The following is a 22,544-nucleotide window of genomic DNA, read 5'->3' on the forward strand; positions in this document are numbered from 1 at the left end:
AAGGGACGCAACGCGTAGTGACCTGTCATCGGCAGATCGCAAGGGTTCCGTGTCCCGTTCGAGGATCGCGTTATGGCTGATGTGGCAGTGATCGGTGGTGGCGCAGCGGGTGCGGCGGCGTTCGGTGAACTGCTGGCGCGGTTCGACGGCGGCACGGTGCATTGGATCGTGGGCCAGCATGCGCCGGGGCGCGGGGTGGCCTATGCCACCAGCGACAACCAGCACTTGTTGAACGTGCGAGCGGCCGCCATGGGCGTGTTCCAGGAACATGCCGAGGATTTCCTGCAGCACGCGTCGCGCCAACTGGGCCAGGTGAAGGGCACAGATTTCCTGCCGCGCCGCCTGTTCGGCGATTTCATCCAGGCCCAGGTGGGCGCGCGCATCGACGCGGCACGCCGCGCCGGGCGCAGCTTCCGCATTCATCCGGAAAGCGCGCGCGAAATCGTTTCGCGCGGCGAGGGCGGCCATGCGATTCGCGTGGGCGCGGACCGCTGGCTGGAAGTCGGGCACGTGGTATTGGCGGTGGGCGCGCTGGCGCAACGGCCGCTGCGCACGGTATCCACCACCGCGCTGGCGAGCGGCGCGTACGAACTCGATCCGTGGCGGCTGGATCGGCATCCGCAGGCGCCGCGCCGCGTGATGGTGATCGGCACCGGCCTCACCGCCGTGGACACGCTGCTGTCGGCAGCGGTGAAATGGCCGCATGCGGAACTGGTGGCGGTATCGCGCCACGGACTGCTGCCGTTCCATCATTCGGCCTTGCCGTTGGCGCCGTATGCGCGACAGGACGCCCTCAACCAGGCATTGCTGGCCAGCAATGGCCCGGCGGCAATGTTCCGCCTGGTCCGCCGCGCCTTGGATGACGCCGGCGACACCGATTGGCGCAGCGTCATCGACGGCATGCGACCGATCAATGCGACGCTCTGGCAACAACTCAGCCATGCGCGTCGCCGGCAGTTCCTGCGGCATGCGCGATGGGTGTGGGAGGCGGCGCGCCATCGCATGGCACCGGCCACCGGCGAGGCGATCTACCAGCTGCACGAGGAAGGGCGCCTGCAGATACTCGCCGCGCGCGTGCTCGATGTCGACGGCTCGGCACCGCTGCAGGTGACGCTGCGCGAGCGCGCCACCCAGCTGGTCAGCGCACTGGAAGCCGATCTGGTGATCCAGGCGACGGGACTGGATACGGCCGTGGCCTACGGCGCACACGACCTGCTATCCCAGTTGCTGCGCGATGGCCTGGCCACCGCCGACCCGCTGCAACTGGGCGTGCTGGCGCAGGCCGATGGACAGCTCACGCAGGCCGACGGTCGGCCGCAGCAGGGGCTCTATGCGATCGGTTCGCTGTTGCGCGGCAACCTGTGGGAGTGCACCGCGATGCCGGAAATACGCGCCGCGGCCCATCGTCTGGCCAATCATTTGTCACAGCAATCCGTGGCCCGCGAAAGCGCAAGCGAGTTGCCCTAGAGCGCAAATTGGCATGCGCTGCGCTGATATTGCGCAAGGCCGCGCCATGAAGATATGCCATATTGCGATTTCGCCTGTCCGCGGGTCACCGCTAGTCTGCCGTCTCAACGTTCCGCAGGAGGCCTCATGAAGAAGTTCATCCTCGTACTGCTCGCCGCCGCCGGCGTCGTGCTGACGGCCGCCGTCGCCGCCAAGGATGTCTCGCTGCTCAACGTCTCCTACGACCCCACGCGCGAGCTGTACCGGCAGATCAACACGGCGTTCGCGGCGCAATGGAAGGCCCAGCACAGCGACAACGTCACCATCCAGATGTCGCATGGCGGTTCGGGCAAGCAGGCGCGTTCGGTGGTGGACGGACTGTCCGCCGACGTGGTGACCCTGGCACTGGCCTACGATATCGACGCGATCGCCGATCACGGCCTGCTGGCCAAGGATTGGCAGACGAAGTTGCCGAACAACGCCACGCCGTACACCTCGACCATCGTGTTCCTGGTGCGCAAGGGCAATCCCAAGGGCATCAAGGACTGGGCCGATCTGGTGCGTCCGGGCGTGCAGGTGGTGACACCCAATCCCAAGTCCTCGGGCGGCGCGCGCTGGAATTTTCTGGCGGCCTGGGGCTATGCGCTGAAGCAGCCCGGCGGCAGTGACGCCACCGCCAAGGCGTACGTGAGCGAGCTGTTCAAGCACGTGCCCGTGCTCGATACCGGCGCGCGCGGCGCCACCAACACCTTCGTGCAGCGCGGCATCGGCGACGTGCTGATCGCCTGGGAGAACGAAGCCTTGTTGGCGCAGCGCCAACTGGGCAACAACGCGTTCGAGATCGTGGTGCCGTCCGTCACCATCGTGGCCGAGCCGCCGGTGGCGGTGGTGGACAGCAATGTCGACAAGCACGGCACCCGTGCCGTGGCGCAGGCGTATGTGGATTTCCTCTACTCGCCGCAGGGGCAGGACATCGCCGCGAAGAATTTCTACCGTCCGCGCGCATCGGATGTGGCGGCGCGTTATGCCAGCCAGTTCCCGGTCGTGCATACGTTCACGCTCGCTGAATTGTTCGGCGACTGGCGCAAGGCCCAGGCGAAATTCTTCAACGACGGCGCCGTGTTCGACCAGCTAGGCGTGGGCAGCTGACGCGATGAGCAAGCGCGTACTGCCGGGATTTGGCATCAGCCTCGGTGTCGCGCTGGCGTATCTGGGCTTGATCGTGTTGCTGCCGCTGGCAGCGCTGGCCTGGAAGGCCACGGGAATCGGTTTCGAAGGCTTGATCCGGCTGCTGTCGGCACCGCGTACCCTGGCCGCGCTGCGCCTGAGCGTGGGCGGCGCGGTGGTGGCGGCGCTGATCAACGTGGTGATCGGCCTGCTGGTGGGCTGGGTGTTGGTGCGCTATCGCTTTCCGGGGCGTCGTCTGTTCGATGCGCTGGTGGATCTTCCGTTCGCCTTGCCCACGGCGGTGGCCGGCATTGCGCTTACCACGTTGTACGCACCCAACGGCTGGCTGGGGCAGTGGCTGGAACCCCTGGGCATCAAGGTCGCCTATACGCCGCTGGGCGTGTTCGTGGCGATGGTGTTCGTGGGTTTCCCCTTCGTGGTGCGCACCCTGCAGCCGGTGCTTTCCTCGCTGGAACTGGATGTGGAAGAGGCCGCCGAAAGCCTGGGCGCACAGCGCTGGCAGACGTTCTTCCGGGTGATCCTGCCGATGCTGGCGCCGACCCTCCTGACCGGTTTCGCGCTGGCGCTGGCGCGTGCGGTGGGCGAGTACGGCTCGGTGATCTTCATTGCCGGCAACATTCCCATGCACTCGGAAATTGCGCCTCTGCTGATCGTGCAGAAGCTGGAACAATTCGACTACGCCGGTGCGGCAGCGTTGGGCGTGGCGATGTTGTCGATATCGTTCGTGTTGCTGGTGCTGGTGGCGTTCCTGCAACGCTGGAGCCATCGCTGGCAGGAGCGTGCGACATGACCGTGCCGCTGCGTTCCCGCCCTGTGGCCTGGCCGCGCCGCGTGCTGCATGCCGTGCTGATCGCACTGGCGCTGGTTTTCCTGTTGCTGTTCCTGGTCATGCCGCTGGCCACGGTATTCGTCGAAGCGTTTCGCCAGGGCGTGGCGCCTTATCTCGATTCCATCAGGCAGCCCGAAGCGCTGTCCGCGATCAAGCTCACGCTGCTGGTCGCGGTGCTGGCGGTGCCGTTGAATGTGCTGTTCGGCATCGCGGCCGCGTGGGCGATGACGCGGTTCCAGTTTCGCGGCAAGGCGCTGCTCGGCGCCCTCATCGACCTGCCGTTCTCGGTCTCGCCGGTGGTTTCGGGCCTGGTCTATGTGTTGCTGTTCGGCGCACAGGGCTGGTTTGGTCCCTGGCTGGACAGCCATGGCATCAAGATCATCTTCGCGGTGCCCGCGCTGGTGCTGGCCACCATCTTCGTCACGCTGCCGTTCGTCGCCCGCGAACTGATTCCGCTGATGCAGGCGCAGGGCAGCGAGGAAGAAGAAGCCGCGCGCGTGCTTGGTGCCAGTGGCTGGCAGATGTTTTTCCGCGTCACCCTGCCCAATATCCGCTGGGCGCTGCTGTATGGCGTGCTGTTGTGCAATGCGCGCGCGATGGGCGAGTTTGGCGCGGTCTCGGTGGTGTCCGGCCATATCCGTGGATTGACCACCACCATGCCGCTGGAAGTGGAAATGCGTTACAACGAATACGAATACGTGGGCGCCTTCGCGGTCGCGTCGCTGCTGGCGCTGTTGGCGCTGGTGACATTGGCGGTGAAATCCCTGCTGGAATGGCGCTACGGCGACGAGATCGCCGCGCATGCGCCCGGTGGCCATTGAGGGTGCGGCATGACGCTTGAACTATCCCGCCTCCATCGTCGTTTCGCAGGCTTCCAGGCCTTGGACGATGTGAGCCTGAGCATCGCGCCGGGCGAGTTCCTCGCCTTGCTCGGGCCGTCCGGCTCGGGCAAGACCACGCTGCTGCGCATCCTCGCGGGACTGGACTATCCCGACAGCGGCAGCGTGCTCAACGACGGCGAGAACTTTCTGGCCCAGCCAGCCCGCGAGCGGCGGATCGGCATGGTGTTCCAGCACTACGCGCTGTTCCGTCACCTCACGGTGATCGAGAACATCGCCTTTGGCCTGCGGGTGCGGCCGTGGCGGTCGCGTCCGTCGCGTGGCGAGATTCGCGCGCGGGTGGATCGCCTGCTGCGCCGCGTGCAACTGGAAGGGTTGGGCAAGCGGTTTCCGGCGCAGCTCTCGGGCGGCCAGCGGCAACGCGTGGCGCTGGCCCGCGCGTTGGCGGTGGAGCCGGACATGCTGTTGCTGGACGAACCGTTCGGCGCGCTCGACGCACAAGTGCGGGTGACGCTGCGCCGCTGGTTGCGCCAGCTGCACGAGGAACTCGAACTCACCACCGTGTTCGTCACGCACGACCAGGAAGAAGCGCTGGAACTGGCCGACCGCGTGGCCGTGATGAACCAGGGGCGCATCGAACAGGTCGGCACGCCCGAGGTCATCTATCAGCAGCCGGCGACGCCGTTCGTCTGCGAGTTCATCGGCAAGGTGAACCGGTTCAACGTGAAGCGCGGCAGCCAGGGTTTTGCGGCCGGTGCATGGACGCCGGAGTTCGATCCCTGGCAGGGGCGTTTCAGCGAAGCGATCGTGTATGTGCGGCCGGAGCAGTTGCGACTGGCGGCGCCGGCTTCGCAACCGGCCTGGGAGGCACGCCTGCGCCACATCTATCTGGCTGGCAGCGTGGCGCATCTGGACCTTCATGTCGCTTCGCTCGATCTCTCGCTGGAAGCGGATATCGCCAGCGAAGACCTTTCGCGGCTCGGCCTGCAGGCGGGCATGGAATTACGCGTGGCACCGCGTGGCGCGATCCTGTTCCCGCTGGATCGCGACGGCCGGCCGCTCAGCGCGGAACGCTGGATCTGGCAGGCACGCAGTCCGGTTCCCGCGTGACGCCTTGCTCAGTGTGAGCCGGACGGACGATCCAGCACGGCGGTCGGCGACGCGGGTTTGAACGCTACCGCAGGGCCCGGCGTGACGTGCTTGCGCCACTGGGCGAGCTGCGCGGCGATGCCTGCACCCACGTTCATCTGCGGCTCCGATGGGGTCAGCTTGTCCTTTGCTTCCCACTGGGCGATTTCAGCGGAAGCCTGGCGGAAGGCTTCCATGAAGTCCGGCGTGTGGTTGAGTCCATCGACCAGCCAGGCGCGTCCGAAGTAGGTGATATCGGAATCCGAGCCACAGCCGAACGAGCTGCGATCCGCCCGTGCCGCCGTGATGACCAGCGTGCCCGCGCCTTGCAGCGGCGGTACGAAGCCGCCGGAATAGCAGGCATTGACCACCACCACCTTCCACTTGAACGGGCGCTTGTTGAGGATGTCGGACAGATCCGTGGCGCCGATCTGGTCCAGCGGCAACGGGTCCATGTCCACCAGCAGGTTGTGGTCCTCGTCGCCGTGCGTGGTGAGGTAGAGCAGCAGGATGTCTTCGTCCGGCTTCATCAGGTTGGCGAGGCCGTCGAGGGTGGCTTCCAGGTTGCTCCACGAGGCCAGCGGATGTTTGTCCAGCGAGCCGGGATTGTTCTCCAGCACCATCACGTGCGTGTCGGCACCGAAGCGCTGCGGGAACATTTTCGCGGCGTACTCGGCTTCGTTGCGGAACACGTCTTCGTCGCCGTCGCCACCAAACGCCACGACATAGAGGTTGGGGCGCCCGGACGTGCGCGGGCCGAGTTCGGCCAGCGCCTTCTGCACCATCGTGCGCTGCGAATACATCACCTGCTCGGGCGAGGGCGCCTGCTGCGGCCAGTTGTCGCTCGCCGAGTTGTCGTCGTCAGTGCCGGCGACGCTTGCGCTGCTGGCCGGTGCCGGCGCGATAGCCGTTGCCGCGACCTGGTGGCCCGTCTCCGCAGCTGGCGGGCTGGTCGCATGGCGCGATAGCCCGAGCATGAGCAGTACGCCGGCTGCGAAGGCGAGCAGGGCGATCAAGGCAGTACGCATGGCGGGAGCCCGGGGGTCAGAGAACGATGTCGTCGAACGAGCGATACGCGGGATGGCGCGGAGCGTCGGGCATCTCCAGCGGCTCGCGCAACAGCCAGCCCGTGCGCAAGCCGGCGTCGCGGGCGGCGTCGAGTTCTTCCACGATGTCGGAGAGGAACAGGATGTGCGCCGGCTGCTCGCCGATGGCTTCGGCAATCAGCTCGTAGGAGCGGCGCTCGCGCTTGGGACCGGTCTCGGTGTCGAAGTAGCCCGAGAACATCGGGGTCAGGTCGCCCGCGTCGCTGTAACGGAAGAACAGCTTCTGCGCCGGCACCGAGCCGGAGGAATACACGTACAGGTGCAGGCCATCGGCGCGCCAGGCGTGCAGCGCGGCCGACACTTCCGGATAAACGTGCGCCTGGTAGTCGCCGCCCTCGTAGCCTTCCTGCCAGATCATGCCCTGCAGCGCCTTGAGCGCGGTGGACTTGCGGTCTTCGCGGATCCAGCGCAGCAGCAGCTCGATCACTTCCTGGCGCGGGGCCTCGACGATGCCTTCCTCTTTGGCCGCCTCGTGCAGCCAGTGCTGCACCTCGGGCTTGTCGCCATGCGTCTCGATGAAGGCGGGCAGCCGCTTATAGGCGTACGGAAAAAGTACGTCCTTGACGAAGCTGATCGAGCTGGTGGTGCCTTCGATATCGGTGACGATGGTGCGGATGACGGTCATGCGGGAAAGCCGGAATACAGGGGCTACCAGCTTACCGGGCGCCGGCTCCCCCGGCGAGCGCCGGCCTTTCGCGGCATGACGCCGTTCACCCGTGCGGCCGGGACCGGCCGCTACGGCGCCGTCAGGCGACGGTCGCCGATTCGTGCGGCGTCATGCGGGGGAACTGCTGGGCGATATCCTCGCCGGTGAACTGCGCCACCCAGCCTTCCTTGTTGGTGAACAGGCGAATGGCCACGAAGTAGGGCGATTCGCTCATGTCGAACCAGTGGCGGGTGCCGTCCGGCACGCCGATCAGGTCGCCTTGCTCGCACAATATGTCGTACACCTTGCCGTTCACGTGCAGGGTGAACTGGCCGGCACCGGCGACGAAGAAACGCACTTCGTCCTCGCTGTGGGTGTGTTCGCTGAGGAACTTCTGCCGCAGCGTGGCGCGGTCCGGATGGTCCGGCTTGAGGCTGATCACGTCGACCGCCTGGTAGCCCTGTTCGGCCATCAGGCGATCGATGTCGCTGCGATAGGCGGCGATCACTTCGTCCTGGCTGGCGCCGGGCGCGATCGGCTGGTTCGCTTCCCACTGCTCGAAGCGCACGCCGATCTTCGACAGCTCGCGTGAGATGTCCGCGTGCTCGTTGTGCACCGAGAGCGGCGTCTGGGGTTGGGTATCGCTGAAAATGCGCAGGCGGCTCATGCGGATAGGCTCCTCAGGTCGAGTTCGCAGGCGAGCAGGAATTCCAGCGCCTCCAGATGGCGGCGCGTCTCGGCCATGTCGCGGCCCCAGGTGTAGATGCCGTGGCCGTTGATCAGATAGGCGTGCAGCGGACGGCCGCTGTCCAGCCACGCTTCGACCTGGGCGACCAGTTCCGGCATGTGCTGGGTGTTCGGAAACACCGGGATCGACAGTTCAGCGTCGTGCGTGGTCTGGCCGGCGATGGCCTTCTGCAGCTCCCAGCCTTCGAGTTTCACCACGCCTTCGCGGGCGAACAGGCGCGAGGCCACGCTCTGCGTGCGCGAATGCGTGTGCAGCACCACGTTGATCTCGGGAAAGCGGCGGTAGACCTGGGTGTGCAGGTCGGTTTCGGCGCTGGGGCGCGCGCTGGTGCCCACCGCCTTGCCCTGCATGTCGATCAGCATGATGTCGTCGCGGCCGAGCTTGCCCTTGTCGCGGCCGGAGATGGTGATCGCGGCGTGCTCGCCATCGACGCGCATCGAGAAATTGCTGCTGGTGGCGGGCGTCCAGCCGGCGGCCGCAAGTTCGCGCGCGGCGTCGGCGATGGCGTCGGAACGCTCGGCGAACAGCGCGGGCGAAATGGTCTCGGGAAGAACCTGGCTCATGATGTATGGACGTCCAAATGAGTTGACACTATACCACGCGGATTTCTCTCACATGCCGAAAATGCGATCCATTCTCACGACTTATCGCGGGCGCTAGTAGCATGGCCGGAGGTTCGTCGCGGGTGTGGCGAATATGAATGTTTCAAGACGGAGGTTGGACCCATGTCGCATGAGAAAGATATCGAATCGCGTCGCCGTTTTCTCAAGGCCGCAGCCGGGACGGCGGTGGCCGCTGCCATGATCGGCAGTTTGCCGCGCGTATCGCGTGCTGCCGATTTGCCGCACCTGGCTGATTCCGATCCGACCGCCAAGGCGCTCGGTTACGTCGAAGACGCCAGCAAGTCGACCGATGCGAAGCGCAAGGCCGGCGACGTGTGTTCCAACTGCCAATTCTATTCCGGTGCGCCGACGGGTTACGGTCCGTGCCAGCTGTTCCCCGGCAAGGCCGTGAACGCGAAGGGCTGGTGCGTGTCGCACGCGCCCAAGAAAGCCTGATCGTTGCACGCATCGCGTGATGGAAAGCCGGCCTCGATGCCGGCTTTTCTTTTGCCCATGACGCCATCGTCACGCACGCGATCACGCGCGATGCGTCGGTGTTTGCGTGCACATGGAGAGAAACTCGAACCGAAGAACTCGGTGAGAGAGAAGATGCTGCCCAGACGCGTCAGGCCGAGGAGCTGACCCGCCTGACGCGCCGGGCGGCAATCCGGGGCCCACTGCCAAGTGATCAACCCACGGAGGACAAATGATACTCCTGGCGGGGCATTTTGGGACCGGCGAGCCCGAAAATTTTCTTGAAAAAGTCTCGTTAAAACGTTTAAAAACAAGCACTTGCTGAATTATTAAAGACCAGGCCTCACGAATGATCGCCCGGAAAGGAGGATTCCTTCCCCAGGCGTGTGGTGTGGCTTTTTGCATTTTCGGCGACGTTGGCGGCAGATCGCCGCCAAGTCCCTAAAGCCTTCAGGATTGGCTGCGAAGGCGGCTGTGGCGGATGCCGTAACCGAAGTAGATGGCCAGGCCGATCACGGTCCATATGATCATCAACAGCCAATTGAACCAGGCCATCGCGCCCAGCAGGGCAAGGCAGCTGAGCACGCCGGCCGGGCAGATCACCCAGGCCCACGGCACGCGGAAGCCGCGATGCAGCTCCGGCGCCGTGTAGCGCAGGATCAACACGCCCGCGCAGACCGCCACGAAAGCGATCAGCGTGCCCATCGAGGTGAGGTCGGCGAGCAGGTCCAACGGGAACACCGCGGCGAGAATGGCGATGCCGATGCCGGTGATCACCGTGTTGATGTGCGGCGTGCGGTGCTTGGGATGGATGCGGTTGAACACCGGCGGCAGCAGGCCGTCGCGCGACATGATCATGAAGATGCGCGGCTGCGCGATGATCATCACCAGGATCACCGACGACAGGCCGATCATCGCGCCGATTTCCACCACCCAGCGCAACCAGATCAGCTGTGGGTGGTTCTTGATGGCGGTGACCACCGGTTCGCTGGTGCCCAGCTCGGTATAGGGAATCAGGCCGGTCAGCACGGCCGCCATGGCCAGATACAGGATCGTGCAGATCACCAGCGAGACCAGCGTGCCGAACGGCAGGTCGCGCTGCGGGTTCTTGCATTCCTGCGCCGCCGTGGAGGTGGCTTCGAAACCGATATAGGCGAAGAACACCATCGCGGCGCCGCGCATGATGCCGGACCAGCCGTATTTGCCCGGCGCCTCGTTGGCGGGAATGAACGGATGCCAGTTGGCCGGATCGACGTAGCGGTAACCGGCCACCACCACCACGATGATCAGGCCGACCTTGAGCGCCACCATCAACACGTTGAGGCCCGCCGACTCGCGGATGCCGACGTAGCACAGCCAGGTCAGCGCCAGCACGATCGCCACGGCGGGCAGGTTCATCATGTGCCCGGTGGTGACCATGTGCCCATCGGTGAAGGCCAGCGGCGCTTCAGTCAGCGAGACGGGCAGATGGATGCCGACCTGATCGAGCATGCTGGTGAAATAGCCGGTCCAACTGGCGGCGACGGCGGACGCGGAGATGCCGTATTCGAGCACCATGTTCCAGCCGATGAACCAGGCCAGCAGTTCGCCCAGCGTGGCGTACGCATAGGAATAGGAACTGCCCGAGACCGGGATCAGCGTGGCGAATTCGGCGTAGCACAACGCAGTGAAGCCACTGCACAGCGCCGCGATCATGAAGGAGAGCAGGACCGCCGGACCGGCATGTTCGGCGGCGGCCTGGCCGGTAACCACGAAGATGCCGGTGCCGATGACCGCGCCGATGCCCAGCGCGGTGATGCCCCAGGGGCCAAGCGTACGGCGCAGGGTAGGGCCGTGGGACGCGTCGTCCGCGTCGGAGAAATCGGTTTTACGTGCGAATAGCTGTTTGAGCATGCGACGGCCTGGTGCAACGGGAGGCGCGGAAATCAAAACGAAGGGCCGGCGCTCGGCCGGCCCTTCGTGTCGGATCAGGAGTTGTGCTTGCGCAGTTTGCTATGGGAATACCCATAGAGGAAATAGATCAGCATGCCGATGGCGGTCCAGCCCAGCATGAGCGGCCAGTTGGCGCGGAACGACTGCCAGAACAGATACAGGCAGATCACCGCGCCAAGAATGCTCACCACCCAGATGCCCGGCACGCGGAACGAGCGCGGCAGGTCGGGGCGGGTATAACGCAGGATCAGCACGCCGATGCACACGGTGGTGAAGGCCAGCAAGGTGCCCATCGACACCAGCTCGCCCAGGATGCTCACCGGGAACAGGCCGGCAAGCACCAGCGCGGCGACGCCGGCGATGATCGTGGCCACGTGCGGCGTGCGGTGCTTGGCGTGCACACCGGACATGCCCTTGGGCAGCAGGCCATCCTTCGCCATGCTGAAGAAGATGCGCGAGGTGCCCAACAACATCACCAGGATCACCGACGACAGGCCTGCCAGCGCACCGAAGGAAACGATGGCCTTCAGCCAGGTCAGCTGCGGATAGAGATTCAGTGCCGTGGCCATCGGCTCGGGCGTGCCCAGCAGGTGGTACGGCGCGATGCCGGTGAGCGTCAGCGCCATCGCGATGTACAGCACGGTGCAGATCGCCAGCGAGCCGAGAATGCCGATCGGCATGTCGCGCTGCGGGTTCTTCGCTTCGCCCGCGGCAGTGGACACGGCGTCGAAGCCCACGTAGGAGAAGAACACCAGCACGGCGGCGCGGAAGATACCGCTGGTACCGAAACGGCCCGGCGCCTCTTCCTTCGGGATGAACGGATGCCAGTTGGCCGGATCGATGTAGCGGAACGCGAAGATCAGGAACAGCGCAATCACCAGCACCTTGATCGTCACGATCACCGAGTTGACGAAGGTCGACTGGGTGATGCCCACGTAGCACAACCAGGTGAGCCCGGCGACGATCAGTACCGCCGGCAGATTGATCAGCGCGCCGGTCGTCACGATCTGGTGCGTGTCGGTGTACTTCAGCGGCGCCGTCGACAGATAGTCGGGCAGGGTCAGCGCCATCCCGGTCCAATGGCCGAGGATGGAAAGACACTCGTTGAAATAACCCGACCAGCTGGCGGCCACCGTGGCAACCGCGAACAGGTATTCGAGCACCAGGTTCCAACCGATGAACCAGGCGACGATCTCGCCCAGCGTGGCGTAGGAATAGGCGTAGGCGCTGCCCGAGACCGGGATCATCGCGGCGAATTCGGCGTAGCAAAGGCCGGCAAACGCGCAGGCGATGCCGGCGACGATGAAGCTGATGACCAGGGCAGGGCCGGCGTGCTCGGCGGCGGCCTGGCCGGTGATGACGAAGATGCCGGCGCCGATCACTGCGCCGATGCCGAGCATCACCAGGTGGCGCGCGGTCAGCACGCGCTTGAGGCTGGTTTCGCCTTGCAGGCCGTCGTGGGGCAGTTCGCCCGCGTCAACGTGTGGCGACGCTTCGATCGGATGCGTCGCGAACAGGTTTTTCAGCATGTTTCTCCCCTACCGCCGGATTTTTCGTTTCTTATGAAAAAAGTGCGACACCGTGACTTTCGCCATGGCCTTCTACGCCGCTTCCCCTGCGACGACACGGAACCATAGCCCAGCGGGGCTTGGGGGGACAAGCTGCACTGCGGGTGGCCCGGAAACCACGGCCGGGCCGTGCCAGTCTCGGCCGCGTCTGAAATAATGCGGCCCCTCGCGCCGCAGCGCGCGAGCTGTTTTCGACTGTCAGGGATCGCCGATGAGCGCATTGCTTGCCCAGTTTCAGCATTACCGCCAGCAGTGGCCCGATGAGCGCGACACCACGCATTTCGAGGCATTCCTGGAAGAGGGCCCGCGGGTGTTCCTGCGCGAGGCGCTGGAAGGGCATTTCACCGGATCGGCCTGGCTGGTCAGCGCGGACGGCGAGCGCGTGTTGTTGACCCATCACCGCAAACTGCAGCGCTGGCTGCAGCTGGGCGGTCATGCGGACGGCGACATGGAGTTGTCGCGCGTCGCCTTGCGCGAGGCGGAAGAAGAGTCCGGCCTGACCGGCCTGAGCGTGGATGCCGAACCGTTCGATCTGGATCGCCATCGCATTCCCGCGCGCGGTCATGAGCCCGAGCACTGGCACTACGATGTGCGTTACGTGGTGCGCGCGGGATCGAACGAGGCGTTCGAGATCAACGAGGAATCGCTGGCGCTCGCGTGGCGTTCCATTCGGGAGATCGCCGACGATCCGGGCAGCGACGCATCGCTGCGGCGCATGGCAGTCAAGTGGCTGCGACGCAGCCCCCGCTGAAATGATTCAGGCGTACTTGGCGGGCGCTGGGTTCAAGTGCCCGCACTCGACGCAGGTACGCGCGTCGATCGAGCGGTAGAACCGTTCGAATACCGGCGGAAAGTCGCGCTCGATGCTGTCGAGGGTGAAGTACTCCTCGTACAGCTTGTGATTGCAGCGCTCGCAATACCACATCAAGCCGTCTTTCTCGCCGGCCAGGCGGCGGCGCTCGATCACCAGCCCGATGGAGTCGGGCATCCGTTGCGGCGAATGCGGCACGCAGGGCGGCAGATAGAACATTTGGCCGGCACGGATGGGAATGTCGCGCGCCGCGCCTTCATCCTGCACCTTCAGCACCATCTCGCCTTCGAGCTGGTAGAAGAATTCCGGGCCTTCGTCGTAATGGAAATCGGTGCGAGAGTTCGGACCGCCCACGATCATCACGATGAAGTCGCCATCGACGATGCACTTGTTGCCCACCGGCGGCTTCAGCAAATGCCGATGCTCGTCGATCCAACGCTGCAGGTCGATGGGAGGCGTGAGGGCCATGGGGACTCCGGCTCAAGAGAGGTTGAAGATAGCGCCGGTGGCATGGGTTGGGAAAGGGTGTCTCTTGGTGTAGCTGCGCGGGCGACGCGCACCAAAGTAAAACACCCTTGTGGGAGCGCACTTGTGCGCGACAAACCGACGGAGCGATACACCCAGGCGTGGCTGTCGCGCACAAGTGCGCTCCCACAGAAAAGCGCAGACGTTCCCGCGAGCACCCGCCCCTCACCCCAACCCTCACCCCGGCGGGGAGAGGGAGCAAGAAGACTCAAACCTCGAGCGTCGCCAGATCGCCCTTTTCCTCGAGCCACGCCTTGCGGTCGCTGGCGCGCTTCTTGGCCAGCAACATATCCATCAACTTGGTCGTGCCATCGTCGCCGTCCACGGTGAGCTGCACCAGGCGGCGTGTATCCGGATGGATGGTGGACTCGCGCAGCTGCGGCGGATTCATCTCGCCCAGGCCCTTGAAGCGGGTCGTGTTCACCTGGCCCTTCATCTTCTCGCGCTGCACGCGTTCGAGCATCGCGTTCTTCTCGTTTTCGTCCAGGCAGTAGAACACCTGCTTGCCCACGTCCACGCGGAACAGCGGCGGCATGGCGACGAACACATGGCCCTCGCGCACCAGCGACGGGAAGTGACGCAGGAACAGCGCGCTCAGCAGGGTAGCGATATGCAGGCCGTCGGAGTCCGCGTCGGCGAGGATGATCACCTTGCCGTAGCGCAGACCGGAGAGATCGTCCTTGCCCGGATCGCAACCAATCGCAACGGCGAGGTTGTGCACTTCTTCCGAAGCCAGCACCGAGCCCGATTCCACTTCCCAGGTATTCAGGATCTTGCCGCGCAGCGGAAGGATCGCCTGGAATTCCTTGTCGCGCGCCTGCTTCGCGCTGCCGCCGGCCGAATCGCCCTCGACCAGGAACAACTCGGTGCGGGTGAGGTCGGTGGCGGTGCAGTCGGCCAGCTTGCCGGGCAGGGCGGGACCCTGGGTAATTTTCTTGCGGACGACTTGTTTGGCAGCCTTCAGGCGCGCGCTGGCGCGCTCGATGGCAAGCTGCGCGATGCGTTCGCCCAGATCCACATGCTGGTTGAGCCACAGGCTGAAAGCATCGTGGATGACGTTCTCGACCATGCCCGCGGCGTTGCGCGAAGACAGGCGCTCCTTGGTCTGCCCGGCAAACTGCGGATCCTGCAGCTTGGTCGACAGCACGAAGGCGAGGCGCTCCCACACGTCTTCCGGCGCCAGCTTCACGCCGCGCGGCAGCAGGTTGCGGATGTCGCAGAACTCGCGGATCGCATTGGTGAGGCCCGAGCGCAGGCCGTTCACGTGCGTGCCGCCCTGCGCGGTGGGAATCAGGTTGACGTAGCTTTCCTGCACCAGTTCGCCTTCCGGCAGCCAGGCGAGGGCGACGTCGAGGCCGTCCGCTTCGCGCTGGATGTGGTGCACGAACAGTTCGGCGGGAATCGCTTCCGCGCCGTCCAGCTCGTCGCGCAGGTAATCGCGCAGGCCGTCCTCGTAGTACCACTCGTTGACTTCGCCGGTGGCCTCGTCGGTGAGCTTCACGCTCAGGCCTGCGCACAGCACCGCCTTGGCGCGCAGCAGGTGGCGCAACTTCGACAGCGAGATCTTCGGCGAGTCGAAGTATTTCGGGTCGGCCCAGAAGCGCACGGTGGTGCCGGTCTTCTTCTTCGGCACCGAGCCGATGATGTCGAGATCGCTGGCGCGGTCGCCGTTCTCGAACGCCATGCGGTATTCGTTGCCGTCGCGGCGGATGGTGACTTCCACGCGGTTGGAAAGTGCATTCACCACCGACACGCCCACGCCGTGCAGGCCACCGGAGAAGTTGTAGTTCTTGCCGGAGAATTTGCCGCCCGCGTGCAGGCGGGTGAGGATCAGCTCGACACCCGGCACGCCTTCTTCCGGATGGATATCCACCGGCATGCCGCGGCCGTCGTCGCTCACTTCCACCGAGCCGTCGGTATGGACGATCACGTCCAGCGTCTTGGCGTGGCCGGAGATGGCCTCGTCCACCGAGTTGTCGATGACTTCCTGCGCCAGGTGGTTCGGGCGCGAGGTGTCGGTATACATGCCCGGGCGGCGCTTGACGGGGTCAAGGCCAGAGAGGACTTCAATGTCGGCGGCGTTGTAGCGACTGCTCATGGGGTGCGGGGTCGATGCTCGAGTAAGCGGAGGAGGATGGCTGGGGCGGCGGGAAGGGTCAAGATCGGGCTGCGAAAGCGCCTCCTGCTTAGCTCGTCATCCCGGCGCAGGCCGGGATCCAGTAGCGATCCCGCAGAGTTTTCGTCCAAAGCCAGCCTGTGCATGGTTTCGCCGAAACCATGTACTGACGCCACTGGGTTACCAGCTTCGCTGTTGTAAAGCGCTTCCGGCCTGCGCCGGGATGACGGGCAAAACCTAAAGTGGCGCGCAGTGCCGCTCCAGCCAGGCCAGGTCCGCATCTTCCAGCAGCGGCGCCAGCGCGGCGCGCACGGTGGCGTGGTAATCGTCCAGCCAGGCCCGTTCTTCCGGATTGAGCAGCCCCGGTTCGAGGGCGCGGCGGTCGAACGGGCACAGGGTGAGCGTCTCGAAGGCGTAGAACTCGCCGAATTCGGTCTTGTCCGCCTCGATCACCACCGCCAGGTTCTCGTGGCGGATGCCGTGCCGGCCGGGCTTGTACAGGCCGGGCTCGATCGAGGTGATCATGCCCGGGTCCAGCGGCACCAGTGTGGCGCCCGACGCGGGCGGGCGGATGCCGTGCGGGCCTTCGTGCACATTGAGGAAATAACCCACGCCATGGCCGGTGCCGTGGCCATAGTCCATGCCGCTCGCCCACAGCGGAGCGCGCGCCAGTGCATCCAGCTGAGGACCGCTGGCGCCCTTGGGGAAACGGGCGCGGCTGAGCGCGATCAGGCCCTTCATCACCAGGGTGGCGTCGCGGCGCTGCTCGGCGGTGGTTTCGCCCAGCGCGAGCACGCGGGTGATGTCGGTGGTGCCGCCCAGGTACTGGCCGCCGGAATCGACCAGCAGCAGACCCTGCGCCTTCAGCGTGCTGTGCGCTTCGGGCGTGGCGCGGTAATGCGGCAGCGCGCCGTTGGCCATGTAGCCGGCGATGGTCGAGAAACTCTCGCCCACGAAGTTCGGTTGCGCGGCACGCGCTTCGCGCAGCAGGGCATCCATATCGAGTTCGGTTTGCGCCATGCCGGCGGTGACGCGCTCCTCCAGCCGGCGGAAGGCGCGCACCAGCGCGGCCCCATCGCAGCGCATGACGTCGCGGACGTGTTCCAGCTCCGCTTCCGTCTTGCGCGCCTTGAACAACGTCGTGGGGTTGGCCGCCTCGATCACCGTCGTGCTGGCAGGAACGGCGGCTGCCACGGCGACCACCACGCGGTTGCCATCCAGCAGCAGCCGGTCCTGCGCGCCCAGTTCGGAAAGCGCATCGGTCACGGTGGCGTAGTCGGCAATGCGGATCTGATCGGCGGCCAGCGCCTGCACCAGCGCATCGCTGAGCTTGCCCCGGTCCACGAACAGGGTGGCGTGTCCCTCCGCCTGCACCAGCAGATGCGCGAGGAACACCGGATTGCATTCCACATCGCTGCCGCGCAGGTTGGTCAGCCACGCAATATCGTCGAGGCTGGACAGCAGATGATGCGTCGCCCCCTGTTTGCGCATGGCAGTACGCAGGCGAGCGAATTTGTCGCCGCGCGGCTGGGTCGCGTAGCGGGCGGGATGCTCGACGATGGGCGCGCCGGGCAGGGCGGGGCGGTCCGGCCAGATCAGCGCGGGCAGGTCCAGATCGGTGCGCAGGCGTGCGCCGATACGCTCCAGGCGCCGTCCCAGCTGCCGCGAGGCGGCGAGCGGAAAGCTGTCGCCGGCCACCCCCAGCGTCTGGCCTTCGCCCAGTTGGTCCAGCATCCAGTCGATATGTTCCGGCGCGTGGGCCACGCGCTGTTTCATCAGCTCGACGCCGCTACCCGCCAGCTCATGCGCGGCCTGGGCGAAATAGCGGCTGTCGGTCCATAGGCCGGCGTGCTTGGCCGTGACGACCAGCGTGCCGGCCGATCCGGTAAAGCCGGACATCCATTGGCGAGCCTGCCAATGCGCGGGCAGGTACTCGGACAGGTGCGGGTCGGCGCTGGGAATCAGGCAGGCGGCGATGCCGTTTTGCTGCATTGCTTGCCGAAGGGCAGTCAGTTTCGCGGGCGTGGTCTGGTCCATCGGCGCATGGTAGCAGGGGGCGCCGCAAGCCCGGTTTTTCCCCGCTTTTCGACCAAGGTCGACGCACGAATGCGGGTGCGCGCGCTTGCTTTTTCAAGTCAAGTGGTCGCGACCGCATGCGCAAAATGTTGCATGTGCGGCATTGTGTCTCTAGGAGGCGAAAACGCTCGGACAAATCGCTAACATGCCGCCCGTCCCCACGCTGTACCCCAGGTAGTCAGTGAACATGCAAGCCCTCTTTTCGCGCCTGCGCTATGCAGGCGTTGGCGCCGCTGTGTTGCTCAGCGGTTGCAATCTGGAAGTCCTCACGCCTAAGGGCGACATCGGTGCCCACGAGAAATCCCTGATCCTGATCGCGCTGGGCCTGATGGCCATCGTGGCGATTCCGGTGATCGCGATGACGCTGTGGTTCCCCTGGCGCTACCGCAAGGCCAACAAGAAGGCTACCTACGCGCCGACCTGGTCGCACTCGAGCAAGATCGAAGTGGTGGTGTGGACCATCCCCGCGATCATCGTGGCCATCCTCGCCGTGATCACCTGGACGAGCTCGCATGCGCTCGATCCGTACAAGCCGCTGGAGTCCGAAGCCAAGCCGGTGACGGTGCAGGTCGTGTCGATGGACTGGAAGTGGCTGTTCGTCTATCCGGAATACGGCGTGGCCTCGGTCAACGAGCTGGCCTTTCCGGTCGATCGCCCGGTCAATTTCCAGATCACCTCCGATTCCGTGATGAACGCCTTCTTCATCCCGCAGTTGGGCAGCCAGGTCTATGCGATGGCGGGCATGGAAACCAAGCTGCACCTGATCGCCCGCGAGCCGGGTGCGTACGACGGCCTGTCGACCAACTTCAGTGGCGAAGGCTTCTCGGACATGCACTTCAAGGCCATCGCCACCTCGGAAGACGGCTTCAAGGACTGGATCGCCAAGGCCAAGGCCACGCCGACCACGCTCGACACCGACAGTTACAAGACGCTGGCCAAGCCCAGCGAGAAGACGCCGGTTGCCTACTACGGCAACGTCAGCAACGGCTTGTTCTCCAGCGTGCTCAACCAGCACATGGACGGCATGTCGCATGACGCCGGCACGCACGAAGCGATGTCGATGGACATGCATCACGACGCGCCGGAAGAAAGCATGCAGATGGACATGCGCGAACACCAGGACGGGGGCGCAGTGTCCTCGAACATCACCCCGGCCAAGGCAGAGAAGTAAGCCATGTTTGGAAAGCTCACCCTTGACGCGATTCCCTATCACGAACCGATCGTGATGGTGACGCTCGCCGCCGTCCTCCTTGGCGGCCTGGCGATGCTCGCGGCTCTTACCAAGTTCCGTCTGTGGGGTTACCTGTGGAAGGAGTGGTTTACCTCGGTGGACCACAAGAAGATCGGCATCATGTACATCATCGTGGCGCTGGTCATGCTGCTGCGCGGTTTTGCCGATGCGCTGATGATGCGCCTGCAGCAGGCGACGGCCGCGGCCGATTCGGCGGGCTACCTGCCGCCGCACCACTTCGATCAGGTGTTCACCGCCCACGGCGTGATCATGATCTTCTTCGTGGCGATGCCGCTGATCACCGGCCTGATGAACATGGTGGTGCCGCTGCAGATCGGCGCGCGCGACGTGGCTTATCCGTTCCTGAACTCGCTCAGCTTCTGGCTGTTCCTGTCGGGCGTGTTCCTGGTGATGGTGTCGCTGTTCGTCGGCGATTTTGCCGCGACCGGCTGGCTGGCGTATCCGCCGTTGTCCGGGCTTGATTACAGTCCAACGGTCGGCGTGGATTACTACATCTGGGCGCTGCAGCTATCGGGCCTGGGCACGACGCTGAGCGGCATCAACTTCATCGTGACCATCATGAAGATGCGCACGCCCGGCATGACGCTGATGAAGATGCCGGTGTTCACCTGGACGGCGCTGGTCACCAATATCCTGATCGTGGCCGCGTTCCCGATCCTCACGGTGACGCTGGCGCTGCTCACGGCCGACCGTTACCTGGGCATGCACTTCTTCACCAACGATCTTGGCGGCAACGCCATGATGTACGTGAACCTGATCTGGATCTGGGGTCACCCCGAGGTCTACATCCTGGTGCTGCCGTGCTTCGGCGCGTACTCGGAAATCGTCGCCACGTTCTCCAAGAAGCCGCTGTTCGGCTACAAGTCGATGGTGTACGCCACCTCGGCGATCGGCGTGCTGTCCTTCCTGGTGTGGCTGCACCACTTCTTCACCATGGGCTCGGGTGCGAACGTCAATGCCTTCTTCGGCATCATGACGATGATCATCTCGGTGCCTACCGGCGCGAAGCTGTTCAACTGGTTGTTCACCATGTACCGCGGCCGCGTCGAGATGACCGTGCCGATGCTGTGGACGATCGGCTTCATGGTCACCTTCGTGGTGGGTGGCGTCACCGGCGTGCTGATGGCGGTGCCGGGTGCGGACTTCGTCCTGCACAACAGCGTGTTCCTGATCGCGCACTTCCATAACGTGATCATCGGCGGCGTGGTGTTCGGCTGCCTGGCGGCGATCAACTACTGGTTCCCCAAGGCGTTCGGCTTCCGCTTGAACGAGGCTTGGGGCAAGGCGTCGTTCTGGTGCTGGCTGGTCGGTTTCTACGTGGCCTTCGTGCCGCTGTACATCCTCGGCCTTAAGGGCATGACGCGTCGCATGAACCACTATGCGAACCCCGATTGGCAGCCTTACCTGATCGTCGCCGCCATCGGCGCGGCGATCATCGCGGCCGGCATCTTCTGCATCCTCGTGCAGTTCTACGTCAGCGTGCGCGACCGCAAGAAGCTCACCGATCCCAGCGGCGACCCGTGGGGTGGCCGCACCCTGGAATGGTCGATCAGCTCGCCCGCGCCGTTCTACAACTTTGCAACGCTGCCCCAGGTCCGTGAACTGGACCAGTTCTGGGAAGACAAACAAAACGGAGTCGCCTACGTGCAACCTGCCAAGTACGAAGACATTCACATGCCCCGCAACACCGGCGTCGGTGTGGTCATGGGCGCGTTCGGTACGGTCCTGGGTTTTGCCCTGGTGTGGCACATCTGGTGGATGGCGGCGGTCGGCCTGCTCGGCATGATTGCGTCCTTCATCGTGCGCGCCTACGACCGCGACGTCGATTACTGGGTGCCGGCGGCCGAAGTGGAGCGCATCGAGCGTTCGCGTCACGCCCAGCTCAAGCAGTTCCAGACCACGCAGGTGGCTCCGGTGGCGGCGCCGCAGCGTCAGAAGGTGGCGTAAGTCATGAGCAGTCCTGCAGTAAGCGCCACCCACGGCGCGCTCGACGGCATCTCCCACGGGGGAGATGCCCATCACCACGACGATGGATCCAAGACCCTGCTGGGGTTCTGGATCTATCTGATGAGCGACTGCCTGATCTTCTCGGGCCTGTTCGCCACCTTCGCCGTGCTGGGCAACGCCACCGCTGGCGGTCCCAGCGGCAAGGAGCTGTTCGAGCTGCCGTACGTGCTCGGCGAGACCATGCTGCTGCTGATCTCGTCGGTCACCTTCGGCATGGCCATGCTCGCCATGCATGCCGGCAAGAAGAATGCGCTGCTGGCCTGGCTGGCGGTGACCTTCGTGTTCGGCGCCGGCTTCATCGGCATGGAAGTGCATGAGTTCGCCAAGCTGATCGCCGACGGCGCCGGCCCGAGCCGCAGCGCGTTCCTGTCCAGCTACTTCACCCTGGTCGGCACCCACGGTCTGCACGTGACCTGCGGCCTGATCTGGCTGGTGGTGATGATGGACCAGATGCGCCGCTACGGACTGACCGACGCGACCCGTCGCCGGCTGTCCTGCCTGAGCCTGTTCTGGCACTTCCTGGACATCGTCTGGATCTGCGTGTTCACCTTTGTCTACCTGCGGGGTGCCATCTGATGTCCGCCCATCATTCGTCCCACGACGCGGCCCATCACGACGCCGCCCACGGCAGCACCAAGTCCTACCTGGTCGGCTTCGTCCTGTCGGTGGTGTTGACCCTGGCCTCGTTTGGCGTGGTCATGAGCGGCAAGGTCCCGCACGACTTGATGATGCCCGGCATCATCGTGTTCGGCGTGGCCCAGCTGATCGTGCAGCTGGTCTACTTCCTGCACATGGGCACCTCGCCCTCGCAGCGCGGCAACCTCGCCATCATGCTGTTCACCCTGCTGATCCTGGCCATCGTGGTGGTCGGCTCGCTGTGGGTGCTGCACAACATGAATGTGAACATGATGCATCCGACGTCGCAGATGGTGCCGGTGGAGTAGGGCTGGCTCGTTTCTGCGTGATGACGAAGGCGCCCTCGGGCGCCTTTGTTGTTTTTAGCCCGTCATTCCGGCGCAGGCCGGAATCCAGTAGCGGGACGGCGCGGTTTTAGCGACAGCAGTGGCGGCGGCAGGCTAAGACCGGGCCTTGCCGCTACTGGATGACCAACCTTCGGTTGTTATGGGGCGTTTCCGGCCTGCGCCGGAATGACGGGCAAAAGCCCTAACTTGAACGCCCCAGTCATTTAGCCAGCGCAAACCCTCGCGGTAAGACCGTTCTTCCTCTAAAATGCCGATTTCCAGCACGGCT

20 protein-coding genes are annotated in these 22,544 nt (G+C 64.9%); 11 read left to right on the top strand and 9 right to left on the bottom strand.

Annotated features, from left to right (window positions below):
* Window positions 1-72: 72 nt before the first annotated feature.
* The 5 genes from ACN9MB_RS08705 to ACN9MB_RS08725 all read left to right on the top strand — a co-directional run bounded on the left by ACN9MB_RS08705 (window position 73) and on the right by ACN9MB_RS08725 (window position 5,412).
* Window positions 73-1,467: an FAD/NAD(P)-binding protein gene (locus tag ACN9MB_RS08705; protein WP_426271512.1), complete on the top strand. Its 1,395-nt coding sequence runs from the start codon at window positions 73-75 to the stop codon at window positions 1,465-1,467.
* 126 nt (window positions 1,468-1,593) lie between these two features.
* Window positions 1,594-2,595, top strand: a complete 1,002-nt coding sequence (locus tag ACN9MB_RS08710) for a sulfate ABC transporter substrate-binding protein (protein ID WP_426271513.1) — start codon at window positions 1,594-1,596, stop codon at window positions 2,593-2,595.
* A gap of 4 nt (window positions 2,596-2,599) precedes the next feature.
* Window positions 2,600-3,424 carry a sulfate ABC transporter permease subunit CysT gene (gene cysT, locus ACN9MB_RS08715; protein WP_204635600.1) on the top strand — a complete coding sequence of 275 codons (825 nt, stop codon included), beginning with the start codon at window positions 2,600-2,602 and terminating at the stop codon, window positions 3,422-3,424.
* Window positions 3,421-4,284, top strand: a complete 864-nt coding sequence (cysW, locus tag ACN9MB_RS08720; protein ID WP_426271514.1) for a sulfate ABC transporter permease subunit CysW — start codon at window positions 3,421-3,423, stop codon at window positions 4,282-4,284. Before cysT ends, cysW begins: the two co-directional genes overlap by 4 nt.
* A gap of 9 nt (window positions 4,285-4,293) precedes the next feature.
* Entirely contained in the window at window positions 4,294-5,412 is a 1,119-nt protein-coding gene (locus tag ACN9MB_RS08725; protein WP_204635602.1) for a sulfate/molybdate ABC transporter ATP-binding protein, read from the top strand.
* A gap of 8 nt (window positions 5,413-5,420) precedes the next feature.
* Here ACN9MB_RS08725 and ACN9MB_RS08730 read toward each other — a convergent pair whose 3' ends face one another.
* The 4 genes from ACN9MB_RS08730 to ACN9MB_RS08745 form a co-directional block, all read right to left on the bottom strand.
* Window positions 5,421-6,458, bottom strand: a complete 1,038-nt coding sequence (locus ACN9MB_RS08730; RefSeq protein ID WP_426271515.1) for a C13 family peptidase — start codon at window positions 6,456-6,458, stop codon at window positions 5,421-5,423.
* A gap of 16 nt (window positions 6,459-6,474) precedes the next feature.
* On the bottom strand, window positions 6,475-7,161 hold the full coding sequence (gene mtnC / locus ACN9MB_RS08735) for an acireductone synthase (RefSeq protein ID WP_426271516.1): 687 nt from the start codon (window positions 7,159-7,161) through the stop codon (window positions 6,475-6,477).
* A 121-nt stretch (window positions 7,162-7,282) separates the two neighbouring features.
* A complete protein-coding gene (locus tag ACN9MB_RS08740) occupies window positions 7,283-7,849 on the bottom strand; it encodes a 1,2-dihydroxy-3-keto-5-methylthiopentene dioxygenase (RefSeq protein WP_426271517.1) in 567 nt (188 codons plus the stop codon).
* Entirely contained in the window at window positions 7,846-8,493 is a 648-nt protein-coding gene (locus ACN9MB_RS08745) for a methylthioribulose 1-phosphate dehydratase (protein WP_426271518.1), read from the bottom strand. The genes ACN9MB_RS08740 and ACN9MB_RS08745 overlap by 4 nt, the downstream gene beginning before the upstream one ends.
* Window positions 8,494-8,655: 162 nt before the next feature.
* Here ACN9MB_RS08745 and ACN9MB_RS08750 point away from each other — a divergent pair, with 162 nt between their 5' ends.
* Entirely contained in the window at window positions 8,656-8,988 is a 333-nt protein-coding gene (locus ACN9MB_RS08750; RefSeq protein WP_426271519.1) for a high-potential iron-sulfur protein, read from the top strand.
* A 468-nt stretch (window positions 8,989-9,456) separates the two neighbouring features.
* Here ACN9MB_RS08750 and ACN9MB_RS08755 read toward each other — a convergent pair whose 3' ends face one another.
* A complete protein-coding gene (locus tag ACN9MB_RS08755) occupies window positions 9,457-10,899 on the bottom strand; it encodes an amino acid permease (protein WP_426271520.1) in 1,443 nt (480 codons plus the stop codon).
* Window positions 10,900-10,973: 74 nt separating this feature from the next.
* The gene (locus tag ACN9MB_RS08760) at window positions 10,974-12,467 is read right to left on the bottom strand and encodes an APC family permease (protein ID WP_426271521.1); all 1,494 of its coding nucleotides are present in this window, start codon (window positions 12,465-12,467) and stop codon (window positions 10,974-10,976) included.
* A 250-nt stretch (window positions 12,468-12,717) separates the two neighbouring features.
* Here ACN9MB_RS08760 and ACN9MB_RS08765 point away from each other — a divergent pair, with 250 nt between their 5' ends.
* Complete coding sequence (locus tag ACN9MB_RS08765; protein ID WP_426271522.1) at window positions 12,718-13,257, top strand: NUDIX hydrolase; 540 nt, start codon at window positions 12,718-12,720, stop codon at window positions 13,255-13,257.
* A 6-nt stretch (window positions 13,258-13,263) separates the two neighbouring features.
* Here ACN9MB_RS08765 and ACN9MB_RS08770 read toward each other — a convergent pair whose 3' ends face one another.
* The 3 genes from ACN9MB_RS08770 to ACN9MB_RS08780 all read right to left on the bottom strand — a co-directional run bounded on the left by ACN9MB_RS08770 (window position 13,264) and on the right by ACN9MB_RS08780 (window position 17,995).
* A complete protein-coding gene (locus tag ACN9MB_RS08770; RefSeq protein ID WP_204635611.1) occupies window positions 13,264-13,785 on the bottom strand; it encodes a 3-hydroxyanthranilate 3,4-dioxygenase in 522 nt (173 codons plus the stop codon).
* A 265-nt stretch (window positions 13,786-14,050) separates the two neighbouring features.
* Window positions 14,051-15,940: a DNA topoisomerase IV subunit B gene (gene parE, locus ACN9MB_RS08775; RefSeq protein ID WP_204635612.1), complete on the bottom strand. Its 1,890-nt coding sequence runs from the start codon at window positions 15,938-15,940 to the stop codon at window positions 14,051-14,053.
* Between the two features lie 255 nt (window positions 15,941-16,195).
* Entirely contained in the window at window positions 16,196-17,995 is a 1,800-nt protein-coding gene (locus ACN9MB_RS08780; RefSeq protein ID WP_426271523.1) for an aminopeptidase P family N-terminal domain-containing protein, read from the bottom strand.
* A gap of 226 nt (window positions 17,996-18,221) precedes the next feature.
* On the opposite strand from ACN9MB_RS08780, the gene cyoA reads away from it, so the two are divergent.
* From cyoA to cyoD, 4 genes are read left to right on the top strand one after another with little or no spacing between them, the layout of a single operon-like run.
* Complete coding sequence (gene cyoA / locus ACN9MB_RS08785; protein WP_426271524.1) at window positions 18,222-19,205, top strand: ubiquinol oxidase subunit II; 984 nt, start codon at window positions 18,222-18,224, stop codon at window positions 19,203-19,205.
* Window positions 19,206-19,208: 3 nt separating this feature from the next.
* On the top strand, window positions 19,209-21,233 hold the full coding sequence (gene cyoB / locus ACN9MB_RS08790; RefSeq protein WP_426271525.1) for a cytochrome o ubiquinol oxidase subunit I: 2,025 nt from the start codon (window positions 19,209-19,211) through the stop codon (window positions 21,231-21,233).
* Between the two features lie 3 nt (window positions 21,234-21,236).
* Entirely contained in the window at window positions 21,237-21,869 is a 633-nt protein-coding gene (cyoC, locus tag ACN9MB_RS08795) for a cytochrome o ubiquinol oxidase subunit III (protein ID WP_204635616.1), read from the top strand.
* Window positions 21,869-22,237 (top strand): cytochrome o ubiquinol oxidase subunit IV, encoded by a 369-nt coding sequence (cyoD, locus tag ACN9MB_RS08800; RefSeq protein ID WP_426271526.1) that lies wholly within the window; start codon window positions 21,869-21,871, stop codon window positions 22,235-22,237. Before cyoC ends, cyoD begins: the two co-directional genes overlap by 1 nt.
* The last annotated feature ends 307 nt before the right edge of the window (window positions 22,238-22,544 follow it).

The sequence above is a fragment of the Dyella kyungheensis genome (assembly GCF_049913195.1).
Classification (GTDB): domain Bacteria; phylum Pseudomonadota; class Gammaproteobacteria; order Xanthomonadales; family Rhodanobacteraceae; genus Dyella; species Dyella kyungheensis.